Source organism: Brassicibacter mesophilus (assembly GCF_050433385.1).
GTDB classification, from domain to species: Bacteria; Bacillota; Clostridia; order Tissierellales; family Proteiniboraceae; genus Brassicibacter; species Brassicibacter mesophilus.
Genome location: NZ_JBNPXI010000015.1, coordinates 1 through 16,370, shown reverse-complemented (window position 1 = coordinate 16,370; position 16,370 = coordinate 1). Strand labels below are relative to the sequence as shown.

Here is a 16,370-nt window from a genome sequence, read left to right as displayed (position 1 = left end):
TGCTATCTTCTTTCTGCTTTAGGATTTAATGAATATCTCAGTCCTTTAAAGAGTAAATCAAGAATTAAGTAAATAATTCCAATTACTAGAGCTACACCGATTACTACATCTGTCTCACCTGCTAAATAGCTATTGTACATAGTCAATGTCAATCCGGGATAATAAAAGAAATATTCAACTATAACTAAGCTAGATATCAACATTGAAGCAACAGATGAAAAAGAACCCATTATTTCTACTATTGCATTCCTCAATACGTGGATCCATATCACTCTAGCTCTAGATGCACCTTTCCCAACAACAGTCCTTATATATTCGCTATTATAAATACTATCTATTGAAAAAGAAGTGATTCTAGCAATATACATTGTAGGAATAATAGATAAAGAAATCATAGGCAAAATTGCATGTCTGGCAGTTTCATATCCTGCTACAGGGAAGAATTTTATACCGTGTTTATATAACCATACTACAAAAGCCTGAATTAATATGATCACAAAAACATCAGGCATAGATAGACCTATAATAGTTGTTACTAATCTGAATGTTGAGCTAGATTGGTTATCTTTTCTACTGTCAAATATACCTTTTATGATTCCAAAAGTTATAGAAATAACAATTGCACCTAATAACAATATAAGCGATCTAAAAAAGCCTTCGCTAATGTACTTTGAGACAGGAATCCCACCTTCTCCATATCCTAAACTACCACTGAGAAGTGATTTATAATACTCTACTATCTGATCTTTCATGTAAATAAGTGAAACATTTGAGTTAATACTCATATTCTCTTTATCAAATCGAACTATTAAATCATTTGGCAGCTTTATAAGAAAAATAATAAAAGTAACTAATAAAAATACAAATATAATTGCTAAAATAACTTTATTGATTAATCTTTTATTCATATACAGCTTATACACTCCTTTCAATATACTGCTGGTTTTTTTCAGATTGTTCTGAATTATATATCACTCTTTATTTCTTGAAAATAATGAATATTCCCTTTTTTTATTACGTTTTTTTCGCAAATTTATTAATATTTCGTAATATTACAACTTGTCTACCAAATATGATAAAATAGCTTTAAGCATGTATTAGTTAGGAGGTTCCATTTTGAGTAACAATTTTTTTGACATACTAAAGAAGAAATATAATATAAACCTAAACGAACAGCAGCAATCAGCTGTATTGCATAAAGATGGTCCAGCAGTCATATTAGCTGTCCCTGGCGCAGGTAAAACAACTGTTCTAATCTCTAGAACAGCAAATCTTATAATGAATTCCAGGGTAAACCCTGAAAATATACTTTCAATAACATTTAGTAAAGCATCGGCTAAAGATATGAAGGAAAGATTTAACTCAATTTTTGCTGGAATGTCAGAGCAAAATGCTTCTTTTTCTACAATACACAGCTTTGCATACTTTTTATTAAGAGATTATGCTGCAAATACTAGAACTAGATATACATTAATTGAAGGTGATAATTCAGCTGTAAATAAAATTCAGGTGTTAAAGGAAATATACTATAAAGTTAATAAATCATACATAAATGATGATAAACTTGAGGAACTGATAAATACTATCGGTTATGTAAAAAACATGATGCTAGATGTTAACGACTCCGAGTCATACGATAGCTTCCAAGTCAAAAGATTTGATGATATATTCACTATGTATGAAGCATATAAAAGAAATAATAATTACATAGATTTCGACGATATGCTCACTCTATCTCTAGAAATATTAAGAAATAATCCCATGATACTTAACAAATATCGTAATAGATATAAATATATTCAAGTTGATGAGGGACAGGATACCTCTAATATTCAAAACGAAATCATAAGGCTTCTCGCACATCCTAACAATAATCTTTTTGTTGTAGCTGATGATGACCAAAGCATCTATGGATTTAGAGGAGCTTCGCCCGAATCATTACTAAACTTTAAGGATACATATAAAAACGCTAAAATATTTTTTATGGAAGAAAACTTTCGATCAACTAATAACATAGTAACTGTCAGTAATCAATTCATTATGCAAAATATATCCAGATACAAAAAGCAGCTTTTTACAAATAGTCCAAATAAAAGACCCGTTACTATTGTTAAAGTAAAAGATGAAGATAGTCAGTACGACTATATAATAAAAGAACTCAAGCAAAAAACAGTTTTTTCAGACACTGCCATACTGTATAGAAACAACATATCATCTATAGGTCTGATTGAAAACCTGACTAAAAACAACATTCCGTTTTACATGAGAGATACAAAACTTCATTTCTTTAAACATTGGGTAGTTCAGGATATACTATGTTTCTTTAATCTTGCTTTGGATAACTGTAATATATCATCATTTGAAAAGATATATTTTAAGATGAAAGGATATATTTCAAAAGCTTCAATAAAGTACATAATGACAGAAAGCGATTCGAAATCAGTTTTTGATAGGCTAATTAGTTTTCCTGACTTTCGTAGTTTTCAGATTGAAAATATTAAGCGACTTAAGCATGACTTTAAAGTTCTTGCAAAAAAGAAACCTTATGAGGCAATAACATTTATTGAGTATGAGTTAGAATATACAAAATACTTACAAGATAATTCTAAAAACTTTGGATACTCTTACGAAAATATTAAGTCTATATTATCATGTCTTAAAATTATGGCTAGAAACACTAACTCTATAATAGGATTTATAGCCAAACTTGACGGCATTCAAAATGAAATTGAGAAAGCCAAGTTTAACAAGAATAAAAATGCAGTTGTCTTATCTACTATACACTCTGCAAAAGGATTAGAGTTTAATAATGTGTATATGGTAGATCTTGTAGATGGAGAATTTCCTTCTACAGGTAGTATAGAACTATTTGAGTGTGGTAACAAGAAAGCTATGGAAGAAGAGAGAAGACTTTTCTATGTGGGCATGACTAGGGCTAAAGAGGTGCTTGATATAATAACGCTAAACAATAAAAATGGTGAGAAAGTTTTTAACTCTAGATTTGTTAGCGAACTTGAAAGAATTATTGCCCCTACTAATGAAGCTGCTGCAAAACAAAAATATAAAGCCGGGGCAGAGGTAATACATAAAAAGTTTGGAAAAGGTAAAATCAGAGCTATCGAAGACAACTCTATTTTAATTGCTTTTGATAATGCTGGAATAAAGCAACTATCTTTAAATCTATGCTATGAAAAAAACCTCCTTCAAGTCATATAAAAGCTACTGCCATGGCAGTAGCTTTTATTATATAATCTATCGTTAGGAAAAAATCTGTAATAATGCAGTTGCAAGTATTAACATGAATGCTCCACCAATACGAGATGAAATCTGAGCAAATGGCATGAGATTCATTCTATTTGCTGATGATAGTACTGCAACATCTCCTGTTCCTCCCATGTTTGCCATACATAGTCCACCTGTTATTGCTGCCTCAATAGGATAGAACCCTAGAAGCTTTCCTACAAAACCAGAACCTATTATAGCTCCTATAACCGTAACCCCAACCAATATCAAATAAGTGATAGATAAAGATGCAATTACTTGCTTAAGGTCAGTATAAGCTACACCTATTCCTACAAGCAATGCTGGAGTTAAGTTAGTCATTACAAATCTAAACCATTGGAAAGCACCAACTTCATACTTTTTAGGAAGAAGTCCTAATGCTTTAACCACAGCTACAGATATTATCATAAGTGCATAAGAATGAAGAGGTATATAATTCCCTAATAAACTACCAAATACGAAAAACGTTGTAGAAATTAGCAAGCCCATTCCCATTATTTTATAATCAATAGACACATTCTTTTCTTTTCCATCTGGTTCATTCATTTGACTTTTCATTAATTTTCCATTACCTGATAAATTGGACTTATTTTTACCGTATCTATCTAATAATCCAGCAAATACAATCGAAATAGCATTACCTAGTGCAAGTGCTGGAACCATTTTTGATAGAACACTAGCAGGATCAACATTTAAAGCTGAACCGAACATTTGTGACAATGGCACAGCTCCTGCACCCATTCCTCCTCCCATAATTGGTAAGGCTATATAAAGCACTGCTTCCTTTGCTCCATAGCCCATAGCTAGTCCAACTAATGCAGTCAGACCAAATGAAACTGTAACTCCTCCTATTATTACAGGTAAATATCTTACAGCAGCTTTAATTAAAAGATTTCTGTCCATGCCAAGTATACTACCAGTTATCAATGCTGCTATATAGAAATCTAGGAAGCCCTCACCTTTCATGAAGCTCTTCATAATTTCTGCTGAAGACTCTGGAAGAACTCCATATGCAATAAGCGCAGCTGATCCAAAAATTACAATAATAGGTCCACCACCTAAATAATCCTTAACTATCGGAAGCTTGTTTCCTATCTCATTAAGAACTGCACCTAAAACTATCATTAAAGGAAAAGCACCTATCATTCCTTTCGGCAATACTCCTAGAAACGTTGCTGCAAATACCACTATAGCTATCAATGCAAACATACCAATAGAAATTCCCATGATTTGATACTTATTGCTTGATTTTAAAGTTTGATCATTCATAAGTTACCTCCTCATTTTTTTACTCTATATTCTTGCAACTCCTGAGTCCTTTGCTGCTTTTGCGACTGCATTCGCAACCTCAACTGATACTCTTTCGTCGAATGCATTAGGAATAATATATTCTTCACTAAGCTCTGACTCATCAACAATATTTGCAATAGCGTAAGCTGCAGCAACCTTCATTTCTTCATTTATATCCCTTGCTCTTACATCAAGTGCTCCTCTAAATATTCCAGGAAAAGCTAAAACATTATTAATTTGATTTGAGAAATCAGATCTACCTGTGCCAACAACTCTTGCTCCAGCGTTTAAAGCTAAGTCAGGCATAATTTCTGGAGTTGGATTAGCCATAGCAAATATAATAGCGTCCTTGTTCATACTCCGAACCATATCCTCATCTACAACGTTTCCAGCAGAAACGCCTATAAACACATCTGAATGTTCCATGGCTTCTCTTAATGTTCCTTTTTTCATTTCTTTATTTGTTATTTCAGCCAATTCTGCTTTTGCTTGATTACTATGAGGCATATCTTTTGATAAAATTCCTTCGCGATCACATATTAGGATATCTTTTGCCCCCATGTTAAACAGCATTTTCACAATTGCACTGCCAGCTGCACCTGCTCCATTAACTACAATACGAATATTTCCCATTTTTTTATCAGTTATCTTTAGTGCGTTTATAAGTCCAGCACATACAACTATAGCAGTTCCGTGCTGATCGTCATGGAACACAGGTATGTCTAGCTCTTTCTTTAAACGGTTCTCTATTTCAATACATCTTGGAGCAGAAATATCTTCAAGATTGATTCCACCGAATGTAGGTGCTAGTCTTTTAACTGTTTCAACAATTTCATTGACATCCTTAGTATCTAAGCATATCGGAAAAGCATCAACGTCACCAAATTCTTTGAAGAGAATTGCTTTTCCTTCCATTACAGGCATAGCAGCCTCTGGTCCAATATCCCCTAATCCTAATACCGCTGTTCCATCACTAACTACAGCAACTAAGTTTCCTTTAGATGTATATTTGTAAACGTTTTCTTTGTTTTTGTGTATTTCTCTACAAGGTTCAGCAACACCTGGAGTATATGCTGTGCTCAAATCATCCTTTGTTTTTACTTCAACCTTTGATACTACTTCTATCTTTCCTTTTTTCTGTTCATGCAATCTTAAGCTTAATTCTGAATAGTTCATATTTATCTCCCTTCTGCGTTTATTTATCATAATTATACTTGCACAAAGACAATAAAAAAATGTTTAGAAAGTAATCTAAACATTTAATAATTAAAAAATATTTTGCTATTTTTTTATCATTCATTATTGTTTTTTCTACAACTTAAATATTGATAACGATGGGATGGTCTCCCTATCGCACCGTACTCAATTATAAGCTTTACAGTTCCTATTCTCTCAAGATAATCTAAATACCTCCTGATTGTAACCTTAGTGACTCCTAACTTATCAGAGATTTCATCACTGGTTAGCAATCTATCGTCGCTATTTTCAAGATATCTGATAATTCTCTCCAAAGTGTTTTTATTCAGTCCTTTAGGAAGTCTATCATCAAGGCTAAAAGTGCACCTCATCATGATCTGATCAATATCCTTCTGATCAATTAAGCTCCCATATTTCAGAACCCTAGTTCTCAACAGGTAATCCTCCAGTGATTTTTTAAGTCTTTCATATTCAAATGGTTTGACTAAATAATCTACAGCTCCTAGCTTTAATGCATCATCAATTTTGTCAGCATCTTTCGCTGCAGTTACTAATATAACATCACTCATAATATGCTTTTGTCTCATTTTTTTTAAAACAGTTATACCGTCAAGCTTATAAATATATATGTCTAATATTACCAAGTCAACCTTAGTTCTTTCTAAAAATTTCAAAGCTTCATCACCATTTGGTATAACATTGATTACCTCAAATCCCTCAATGCTCTCAATATATTTTTTATTTATTTGGGCTACCATTGGATCATCTTCTACAATCAAAACTTTGACCATATTATTCCTCCTTCGGAATAATTGCTAGAATCGTTGTTCCTTTCCCAACTACAGAGGAAACCTTAATCTTTCCACCTAAATTATCTATTTTATCCTTAATTAATGATAAGCCTATGCCACCTTCTTTAGATTTTGTACTAAACCCTCTAATAAATATTTTATTTAGATTTTCCTCCTCTATTCCAATACCACTATCACTAACTTCTATCTCGAGTCTATCATCATAATCCTGTATCCTGATAATGACCTTTTTTTCTATTTTATCATCTTGAACAACCGCTTCCATGGCATTCTCGATGAAATTACCTACAATTGTAACTATAGTATTACTATCAATTTTAAGTGATTTTTCAAGATAAGTATCTTCATCGATCTCCAGCTTGATGCCTAATTCTTTTGCCCTACTGAACTTGCCAAGCAACAACCCTGCAACCATTGAATCTTTTATTTTATTCATAACTATACTAGTTATAAGCTGCTGCTGTTCTCTGACATTAATTATATATTTTTTAGCTTGCTCTAATTCACCAATCTGTATCAAGCCTAATATAACATGAAGCTTATTCATAAATTCATGAGTATTAGCTCTAAGTGCATCTACTATCTGATTAACTCCAGTGATCTCTTCAGCAAGTCTTGTAACTTTAGTTTTATCACTAAAGGTAGCCATAGCCCCTATAATTTTCCCTTCATGTATGATTGGAACCCTGTTAGTAAGGATAACTGTATCATTAATAATTTGCTCTCTATTAAATTCACTTTTCCCTGCTTCCATCACCTCAGGAAGCCTACTTGTTGGAAAAACCTCTAGTACCTTTCGTCCAATCACGTTTTTATACTTAATTTTAAGAATTTTGATTGCAGAATCATTGACCATAGTAACATTTTGCTCAGTATCAATAGCTATTATACCCTCGTGAACTGCTTGAAGCATACCTTCCTTTTCCGTATAAAGCTGAGCAATCTGGTAGGGCTCCAAACCAAATAGACTTCTCTTTACGTTTTGTGCTAATATCAATGCTCCAATAATTCCTAGTAGCAATCCCGTCAAAGCATAATACATAACCTTCATTACTGCCCTTTTTTCTTCTGCAATTACTCCTTTTACTAAAGAGCCCGCCATAACAAAACCAATTTGAGTACCATTTTCATGAATTGGAACAAAAGCCCTTATTGATGTTCCAAGGGTCCCCTTCGCTTCAGAAATATAAGTTTCACCTTTATCTATGACCCTTTTATCATCTCCACCAACAAAACGTTCTCCAATACGATTTTCATTAGGATGTGCATAGCGAATCCCGTTCATATCTGCAACTACAACAATATCTATATCTTTTATTGAATTTAGTGCTGTTTTTACATATGGTTGAATGATTTTTTCAGGATCTCCCTGGCTAAGTGCATTAGCAATACTAGGTGAATTTGCAACTATATGAGCAATATTCATTACATTTGTTTCAGCCTTTTGTCTTGTATTATAAATAGACCATTTCGATATGAATATCATTATAGTGAAAACAGACAAAAACAGTATAATAATAAACAACAGCATAATTTTGCTTTGTAATTTTAAACGCGCTCTCTTCATAATTTCACCTTATCTAACGTCTTTATGAATCATTCATTTATTCTAAAATGCTATAATCAGCCCTCCATCATTTGCGTAAACTGTACTAATTCCAGCTGTTTCAACAATTATTATATCTTTAAAATTATATCTTTTAAGCGCTTCTTCTTTGAATTTAAGTGCCTTATCTAGACAATTACAATGAGCTATTCCTAGTATCTTATCCTCAAGCATTTCTCCATGTTCACCAATTACTTCAACCAATCGGCTAAACGCCTTTTTTGATCCTCTTACTCGCTCAACTAAACCAATTTCACCTTTTTCGGTACCTTTCATAATAGGTTTTATGGATAATAAAGAAGCTATTTTACCCTTTAATGTACTTATTCTGCCTGCTTTAATAAGATTATCAAGTGACTCTAGCACGAAAAAGGTTTTCATATCTTTAATATATTCATTAACTTTAGTGACAACTTGAGTATTATCATGACCGTTTTTGGCAAGTTCAAAAACCTTCATGCTAACAAGTGTTTCTCCAACAGAAGCACTTAAAGAATCAAACACATGTATAAATTTATTACCTACTTCCTCAAATAATATATTTTTTGCTAATACGGCACTATTATATGTACCACTTAATGCTGAAGATAGAGTAACAGCAAAGATATTTTCAACACCCTTGTATGCATTAATAAAGTCATTAGGAGAAGGACATGCTGTCTTAGGTGCGTCTTCGCTACTTTTCATAGCCTTTAATAACTCTTTAATATCTAGGCTTTCATCGTCCTTGTATGCTTTATTTCCTGCCTGTATGGTCAAAGGAACTAAATCAACATTCATCCGTTTCTTTAATTCATCGCTTAAATCACAGCAACTATCAGCAACAATCTTAAAATTCATATTTATACTCCTCTCAGGTGATTATTTAAAACAATTTCAAAATACCACTATTTTCTAATAATGCATTTTTTTACAATATGTATATTATAATATGTAGTTTTAATAACTACATATTATAATATTATTATTTTAATGTCAACAATAATGTGATATAATTCATATGCATAGCAATTTTCTTTATGATAAAATACATATGAGGTGATTTTGATGCAAATAGATGAAAAAATACTGAATCAATTAATAGAAGACGTGTCTTTATTCGACGAAATAGGTATCTCTGACATACCATGTATTGATCTATATATGGATCAAGTCACTACTTTTTTTGATGATAAACTAGGTCATCTAAAAAGAGATGAAAAAGATACCATACTTACTAAAACAATGATAAACAATTATACAAAAGATAAAATCCTCATGCCCCCTAAAAGCAAGAAATACAATAAACAGCATATGATTTTGCTTGTACTTATTTATTATCTAAAACAGATTATTTCTATTAATGATATAAAATCGCTGTTTACTCCACTTCTTAAAGATATATCCTCTAATAATGATAAAAATATTTCTGTTGAAGATATTTATAATGTTTTTCTTGAAATTAAAAAATCAGAGCTTGATACTTTTAATAAAAGCTTTGAAGAACGACTAAGTATAATAAAAGAAAAGCTTCCACAAGTCAAAGGAAATAATCGTGATATGACTGAACTTCTATTATTAGTATTAGCATTAATAAGCCAGGCTAATGCACAAAAAAGATTAGCAGAAAAGATAATAGATAATTTTTTTAAATAAAAAAGAAAAACCACACATAAGTGTGGTTTAATTGCATAACTCTAATGGCTGTGCCAAATAACTATTTTCTTGGAACTAGGAGTTAATTAAAATTCTTTGTTATTGTTTTTGTTGTTTTTATTGTTGTTATTATTGTTATTTAGTTTGTTGTTATTTTTGTTCTTATTGTTGTTTTTATTGTTATTATTTTTATCCATACATAATCTCCTTTCTCTTGTTATTGATAATATTTTTGCCATAGTTTTGAAAATTATGTATTAAATAAAAATTATTGAATCGTTTTATTCATAATAAGCATCTGGTCTCCACCATACTCTACTCCACTGCTAGGGCTAGTTCCAGAAAAGATAACCTTGCCTGTCATTTTTTCCTTCAAAATTATACTAACTTGTGCTTTAAGATTTTCTTCAACTAATGGAATCATCTCATTATCTCTAGGTCCCATACATAACATGAATTTATCTTTTTCAGTAATTATATCTATATCTAATATGTACTCTGAATTATTTACATTTATATAAACATCTAGCTCTTTTCGAACTATATCTATTTTACTTTTATTGATTGTAGTAAAAGTATAGAATTTTTGCTCTACCATTAAACCTATTAAAAATCCTCTAAAGCTTCCTGTTATAAATGGAATATGACCTATGGAAACACTTAATGAAGCAGTTGTATTACCAAAGCAGTTAGCCTGTGTCCATATCCAAGAAAATGGAAAAGCTTTACCCCAATTTTTTTCTATGTATCCTTTACCATTATTAAATATAATTTCACGATCATTTAATACTATTTTCCCATTAACTATCATATCCAAAGCGCATACCTGACTATAACATTGCATGAATAATAGATAATTATAGAAACCCATACTGCCTGGATTTACATATGTATCTGGCCATTTGAATATGTTATCGAATCTCACTTCGCCTTTTATGAAGATGCCCTCTCTTTCGATATCTATGCATATACCGTCTAAGCTAAAATTGCTTTTATCTACTGAAATATGAAATTTGGTTGGATTTGCAGTAAAAGCATTTTTATCAAACTTTATATATCTATAGCTTGCGTTTTTTCCGTCGAGTATTTGAACAAAGCTATGAGAACATTCTTTTGTACTTCCTTTGAATATGCCTGGAATAATTGATAATACTTCATCATTTTTCTCGTCGACTAGCTTGAAATACCAGCCTTCAAAAAAATTTTTCTTCTTTCCATTTCCATGATATAAGTCTGGATTTCTTATTTGGCTTAGCAGAACAATTCTCTCCCTTGTCTTTTACTAGTTATACATAGTATTCTTGACAAAAAGAGTTATAACAATTCATATTTAATGGTTTTCGCAGCTTTCACATGTCCATTCACATTCATTGTTTTTACAATGACATTGGCCATCTAAATAGTATAAATCTGCTCCACACCATGGACAAAATGCCGTACAATTTTTAACACCAATATTATTTACCTTTTTCATTAATTATACCCCCTCGGTTTGTTAAAAATTTATCTATATCTTCATTATACATTATAATGTCCATATGTAAATATGTGAAATTTATAACAATATTGTAATAAGTTTAGCTATAATCTTAAAATTCATATTAAGCTTCAGCCTACCAAACATGATATGGAGCTTCTTTGCTAAGCTATTTAATTTCTTCATAAAAAAAATTAATGGATCGCAGAAATTTAATAGATTCTTTCTATTTGATTTCTTTAATCTTCCATGATAACCTATATAAAGTTTTTAAAAAAGCAGGGATTCGTGGAGGCATATATGATCTTAATTGAAGAATTAAAGAAATCTTATAATAACCTTGAAGTACTTAAAAATATAAATATGCATATCAAAAAAGGAACGATTTTTGGTATCGCAGGACGGAGTGGAACTGGAAAATCCACATTATTACGTTGCATAAATGGTTTAGAAAAGTATAACGGTGGTTCCTTAAAAGTAGGTGGAACAGAAGTCAATTCACTTTCGGAAGAGCAGTTGAGATTATTTCGAAAAGATATAGGCATGATATTTCAAAACTTTTCACTACTCAATAGAGTATCAGTATATGAAAATATTGCCCTACCAATGAAATGTTGGCACTATGATAAAAAAATAATTGATAATAAAGTTAAAGAACTTTTAGAAATAATCGGGATTCCAGAAAAAATTCACAGCAAAGCAAGGGAACTTTCAGGTGGGCAGAAACAGCGTGTTGCTATTGCTCGTGCATTAACACTGGAGCCTAAGATTTTATTATGTGATGAAGCTACATCTGCTTTAGACCCAAAAAGTACACAAGCTATACTGACTCTGCTATTAGAAATAAATAAGAAGTTAGGAATAACAGTAGTTGTAGTAACTCATGAAATGTCTGTATTAAGAAACGTTTGTGAAGAAATTGCTATTATTGAAGATGGCTCAGTTAATGCAATTGGAACAGTTGAAAACATTTTTATGAATCGCCCTGAAGCACTAATAAACCTTCTTGGTGATAACGAAATTGCTACTCCTAAAACAGGTAAAGCTATAGAAATATTATTTTCAAGAAAAAATAGTAATAACCCGATTATTACACGTTTAGCAAGAGAACTAAATATAGATTTTTCTATTATAGGTGGAGATATGGAAAGCTTTAAAGGAAATTCAGTAAGCTCGATTATAATAAATATTTCCGAAAAAGACACTAAAAAAGTAATAGATTTCCTAGAAAAAAATCATGTTTTATGGCGTGAAATAGTCGGTATACCTTTAAAGGAGGAAATTTGATGAATGGTACTTTTCTCGATCAATGCATTTTTTATGGTAAAAAATTAGTTTTTCCTTCGATCTTTGTTACTCTTCGAATGGTTGCAGGTACAATGATTATTGGATCTATATGCGGCTTTATTCTGGCAATTTTACTTACAATGTATGGCCCGAATGGATTGAAACATAAAAAAAGTCTTTACCAAGTTATGAGTTTCTTGATTAATACTATTCGCTCGTTTCCAATATTAATTCTTATAGTCGCAATTTCACCGCTTACACGTTTGATTATTGGCACTACAATAGGCGAAAAAGCAGTAATCTTACCATTATCAATTGCTGCGACAGCTTTTATTGCTCGTTTACTCGAAAGTAATTTTATAAAAGTTGACAAACAATTAATAGAAGCTGCTCGTTCATTTGGCGCAACTAATATGCAAATCATGTTTAGGGTTATTATAAAAGAATCTATACCATCAATAATTTCTGTAATAACAATTGCAACTGTTACATATATAGCAGCCACCACTATCGCTGGAGCAGTAGGTGGTGGAGGATTAGGAGCTGTTTCACTTACATATGGTTATCAAAGCTTTAATAATATAGTACTATACATGGCAGTACTAGTATTGTTTATTATGGTTAACTTAGTTCAGTTTATTGGTGACTGGCTGTATAAAAAATTTCAGTAAGGAAGGTTATGCTAATGGATTTAAAACAGACTTCGCAATGGTTAGATGTGTTGCTTGATCTTAAAAGAAAAGCAGTAGGAATAAAATTTTTACTTACCAAAGAGGAATATGTAGCTTTCCCAGCACATGAGAATACAAATCGTATGTCTTACTGTACAATGGTTAGAAGAGCAGGAGATGGTATTTGCCAAAAAGCTCATGCTGGACATCAAGCCTGTCCTGGAGCTAGTATGGCACTTGGTTTTCAAGATGTGTCTCAAGAAGTTGTATCAGGTAAAAGGAGACTAGGACAAGCAACTTATAGAGACCTGTGCATCGCGCATAAAGTATCTAAAAATATGATTTATTGTGAACATAGAACATTTGGAATTGCCATTATGCCACTAGAAGCTTTTGAAGAAAACCCAGATGTAGTAATTATTGTCTCTAACCCATTTAATGCTATGAGAGTAGCTCAAGGATATGCATATAACAATGGCCATGTTACGACAATTAAATTAGCAGGCATGCAGGCGATTTGTCAAGAATGTACTTCTTTTCCTTATGAGACCGATCAGCTTAATTTTTCATTAATGTGCTCAGGTACTAGAATGCTTGCTGGATGGAAAAAAGACGAAATGGCAATAGGTATGCCATTCCATCTGTTACCACAAGTGGTTGATGGAATTAAAAATACAGTAAATCCACTCGAAAGAAATCCAGAAAAAAAACTTATTGAACAAAAGTTGAATGAAGCGGGTATATCGAATGAACTGAACATACTTTTTAATCATAACTATGATGATAATGTCTACAAAGGCGGTCTGGTAAAATAAACTAGCTAGGTATCAGAATAAAGGAAGATACTATTTGTACCATAGTGTATAGATTTTATCAATATAAATTAGGAGGTTTAATCAAATGAAAAATATTAAAAAAACTATTTCACTGATGTTAGTAGCAGTACTTCTATCCACATTGCTGTTTGGATGTGCTTCAAAGCCAACTGAGCAAAAACCATCAGACGAACAAGCACAGAAAACAAATTCTGCTAATACAGAGAATACAAAAAAGGAATTTACAATTGGCTGTATGCCACTGAATGAAGGTGCAGTTCAAACTATTGCAGATATGCTTAAACCAGAAGGATACGATGTAAAAGTGATGGTTTTTGATGGAAATAATCTTCCTGCCATTGCATTAAAAGATGGTAACATTGATAGCTTAATTCTGAATCATTTACCATGGATAAATACATTTAACGAGCAGAATAATAGTGAAATTGTTCTTGTAGAACCTTTTAAATATGCTTCTTTGTTTGGACTTTATTCATCAAAATATAGTTCTGTTGAAGAAATACCAGATGGGGCTACTATAACTATATCTGACGACCCAAGCAACATGGAACGTTCATTAAAATTACTTGAAAAAGTTGGATTTATTAAATTAGGAGAAAAAAGCGGAAACTTCTACAGCGTGCTTGATATTGAAGAGAACCTTAAAAATATTAAAATTTTAGAAGTTGAAACTACAGCAACTGCTGCATCTTATAAAGATGCTGATGCAACAATTTCATTTTCTAGCGTTATGAAAAATGCAGGAATCGATGCTTTTTCTTACCTAGTACAAGATGATAGATATGTTGATTTTCCAACTGGTCTATGTGTACTTAAGGGTAACGAGAATTCTGAATGGGCACAGGCAGTTATGAAGGTAACAGCTACTGAAGAATATGCTAAACGCTTTAATGATATTTTCCAAGGTGCTTATATGTTATTTTCCGAAATGGAAAATTAGGACAAGTAAATTCTATATTCTCATACCTTGATTAGAAGGCTTACTATTGCGTATAAAAAATAGTATTAATAAGTCAGTATTTCAATATAAGAAATACTGACTTTTCTATTTATTATGCTTTCATATAGTATTGTATCTCATACTCTAAAAACCACCCGAAATTAGATCTTAGTTTCCATTTTTCCATAAAAGTATTGTTATCATCTTCAATGTACTGTTTATTTCACTTTCTTTTACTTGTTTCACTAATTCAATATTTCTTGTTACTTTACTAGCTTTTTACCATTTTCAGTTATAAGTTTAGTTATTCTTTTTTTATATTCAGTCGTAAAGCTCGTCTTGCTGATACTGGATGTATCTTTTCTAGGTTTATTGTCTAATATTTCTATTGTCCGTTAAACTAGATATAGCTCATCTATTCTACTGTAGTTCTATTAAAGCTCCATCTCTACGTTAACTTGCCCCTTAGCATTGGGATTTACATTCTACTGTAGTTCTATTAAAGCATGTCAAAAAAAAGAAGAAGCAGTCGAAAATTACCGTATTTACATTCTACTGTAGTTCTATTAAAGCTTTCCTCCTTATTGTGGGGGATGACACCTACTGCAATTTACATTCTACTGTAGTTCTATTAAAAGTTGCTGCTGAGTACACTGTTGGTAATGAATATCAAGACTTTACATTCTACTGTAGTTCTATTAAAAGTCTTTACATTTACATTTATTTCTATTCTATCGCCAACTTTACATTCTACTGTAGTTCTATTAAAAGCTGTAGTATCTATATAAACCGTTTCCACTATAACCTCCTTTACATTCTACTGTAGTTCTATTAAAAGTTATAATTTCGTTTATGGGAATATTGACTGTTATAGTCTTTACATTCTACTGTAGTTCTATTAAAAGCAAATACTTATCTTTATCTATAGCAAGAAATAAAGTCTTTACATTCTACTGTAGTTCTATTAAAAGTAGGCATTTTTATATTTTAAGGTACAATCATATTACTTTACATTCTACTGTAGTTCTATTAAAAGTATAATCATAAACTAAATTATCTTAAAAATTATTATCTTTACATTCTACTGTAGTTCTATTAAAAGTTCATTTATTAATCGCATTTCATATTTAAATGCATTCTTTACATTCTACTGTAGTTCTATTGTAAGCGATCAATAATTGATGTATTGGATCAATTACTAATGGGTTGTATAATTTAAGGGAGATGATAGTTCCATCTCCCTTAGCTTGATTTTAGTCTGCTTTGCATGTTTTTTGAATTAATGAATCCCATGGTAGCATAAGATCCAGTACTTTCGGATTAGTCTTAAAATTGGA

The 16,370-nt window shown here is 31.5% G+C and carries 14 protein-coding genes and 1 CRISPR repeat array; of the genes, 6 read left to right on the top strand and 8 right to left on the bottom strand.

Annotated elements, in window-relative coordinates; all coding sequences use genetic code 11:
• Window positions 1-2 precede the first annotated feature (2 nt).
• Entirely contained in the window at window positions 3-908 is a 906-nt protein-coding gene (locus tag HNR33_RS14850; protein WP_429084739.1) for an ABC transporter permease, read from the bottom strand.
• A gap of 208 nt (window positions 909-1,116) precedes the next feature.
• Between HNR33_RS14850 and HNR33_RS14845 the strand changes: the two genes are divergently transcribed.
• Window positions 1,117-3,216, top strand: a complete 2,100-nt coding sequence (locus HNR33_RS14845) for an ATP-dependent helicase (protein ID WP_429084737.1) — start codon at window positions 1,117-1,119, stop codon at window positions 3,214-3,216.
• 42 nt (window positions 3,217-3,258) lie between these two features.
• Here the strand turns inward: HNR33_RS14845 and HNR33_RS14840 are convergent, their stop codons facing one another.
• The 5 genes from HNR33_RS14840 to HNR33_RS14820 form a co-directional block, all read right to left on the bottom strand.
• On the bottom strand, window positions 3,259-4,551 hold the full coding sequence (locus HNR33_RS14840; RefSeq protein WP_429084735.1) for a 2-hydroxycarboxylate transporter family protein: 1,293 nt from the start codon (window positions 4,549-4,551) through the stop codon (window positions 3,259-3,261).
• Window positions 4,552-4,575: 24 nt separating this feature from the next.
• Complete coding sequence (locus HNR33_RS14835; RefSeq protein WP_429084733.1) at window positions 4,576-5,748, bottom strand: NAD(P)-dependent malic enzyme; 1,173 nt, start codon at window positions 5,746-5,748, stop codon at window positions 4,576-4,578.
• A 116-nt stretch (window positions 5,749-5,864) separates the two neighbouring features.
• Complete coding sequence (locus HNR33_RS14830; protein WP_429084731.1) at window positions 5,865-6,560, bottom strand: response regulator; 696 nt, start codon at window positions 6,558-6,560, stop codon at window positions 5,865-5,867.
• Window position 6,561: 1 nt separating this feature from the next.
• Window positions 6,562-8,067: an ATP-binding protein gene (locus HNR33_RS14825; RefSeq protein WP_429084882.1), complete on the bottom strand. Its 1,506-nt coding sequence runs from the start codon at window positions 8,065-8,067 to the stop codon at window positions 6,562-6,564.
• A 123-nt stretch (window positions 8,068-8,190) separates the two neighbouring features.
• The gene (locus tag HNR33_RS14820; RefSeq protein WP_429084729.1) at window positions 8,191-9,027 is read right to left on the bottom strand and encodes a DegV family protein; all 837 of its coding nucleotides are present in this window, start codon (window positions 9,025-9,027) and stop codon (window positions 8,191-8,193) included.
• Window positions 9,028-9,234: 207 nt separating this feature from the next.
• On the opposite strand from HNR33_RS14820, the gene HNR33_RS14815 reads away from it, so the two are divergent.
• The gene (locus HNR33_RS14815) at window positions 9,235-9,822 is read left to right on the top strand and encodes a DUF1836 domain-containing protein (protein ID WP_429084727.1); all 588 of its coding nucleotides are present in this window, start codon (window positions 9,235-9,237) and stop codon (window positions 9,820-9,822) included.
• 268 nt (window positions 9,823-10,090) lie between these two features.
• Here the strand turns inward: HNR33_RS14815 and HNR33_RS14810 are convergent, their stop codons facing one another.
• Window positions 10,091-10,747, bottom strand: coding sequence for a tocopherol cyclase family protein (locus tag HNR33_RS14810; RefSeq protein ID WP_429084725.1), 657 nt, complete (start codon window positions 10,745-10,747; stop codon window positions 10,091-10,093).
• 405 nt (window positions 10,748-11,152) lie between these two features.
• Window positions 11,153-11,296 carry a hypothetical protein gene (locus HNR33_RS14805; RefSeq protein ID WP_429084723.1) on the bottom strand — a complete coding sequence of 48 codons (144 nt, stop codon included), beginning with the start codon at window positions 11,294-11,296 and terminating at the stop codon, window positions 11,153-11,155.
• 303 nt (window positions 11,297-11,599) lie between these two features.
• On the opposite strand from HNR33_RS14805, the gene HNR33_RS14800 reads away from it, so the two are divergent.
• The 4 genes from HNR33_RS14800 to HNR33_RS14785 all read left to right on the top strand — a co-directional run bounded on the left by HNR33_RS14800 (window position 11,600) and on the right by HNR33_RS14785 (window position 15,033).
• Window positions 11,600-12,586, top strand: a complete 987-nt coding sequence (locus HNR33_RS14800) for a methionine ABC transporter ATP-binding protein (RefSeq protein WP_429084721.1) — start codon at window positions 11,600-11,602, stop codon at window positions 12,584-12,586.
• Complete coding sequence (locus HNR33_RS14795) at window positions 12,586-13,257, top strand: methionine ABC transporter permease (protein ID WP_429084719.1); 672 nt, start codon at window positions 12,586-12,588, stop codon at window positions 13,255-13,257. The genes HNR33_RS14800 and HNR33_RS14795 overlap by 1 nt, the downstream gene beginning before the upstream one ends.
• Window positions 13,258-13,271: 14 nt before the next feature.
• Complete coding sequence (locus tag HNR33_RS14790; RefSeq protein ID WP_429084717.1) at window positions 13,272-14,072, top strand: DUF169 domain-containing protein; 801 nt, start codon at window positions 13,272-13,274, stop codon at window positions 14,070-14,072.
• An 85-nt stretch (window positions 14,073-14,157) separates the two neighbouring features.
• Window positions 14,158-15,033, top strand: a complete 876-nt coding sequence (locus tag HNR33_RS14785; protein WP_429084715.1) for a MetQ/NlpA family ABC transporter substrate-binding protein — start codon at window positions 14,158-14,160, stop codon at window positions 15,031-15,033.
• Window positions 15,034-15,509: 476 nt separating this feature from the next.
• A CRISPR array of direct repeats spans window positions 15,510-16,201; the repeat unit is 30 nt; unit sequence CTTTACATTCTACTGTAGTTCTATTAAAAG.
• Between the last annotated feature and the right edge of the window lie 169 nt (window positions 16,202-16,370).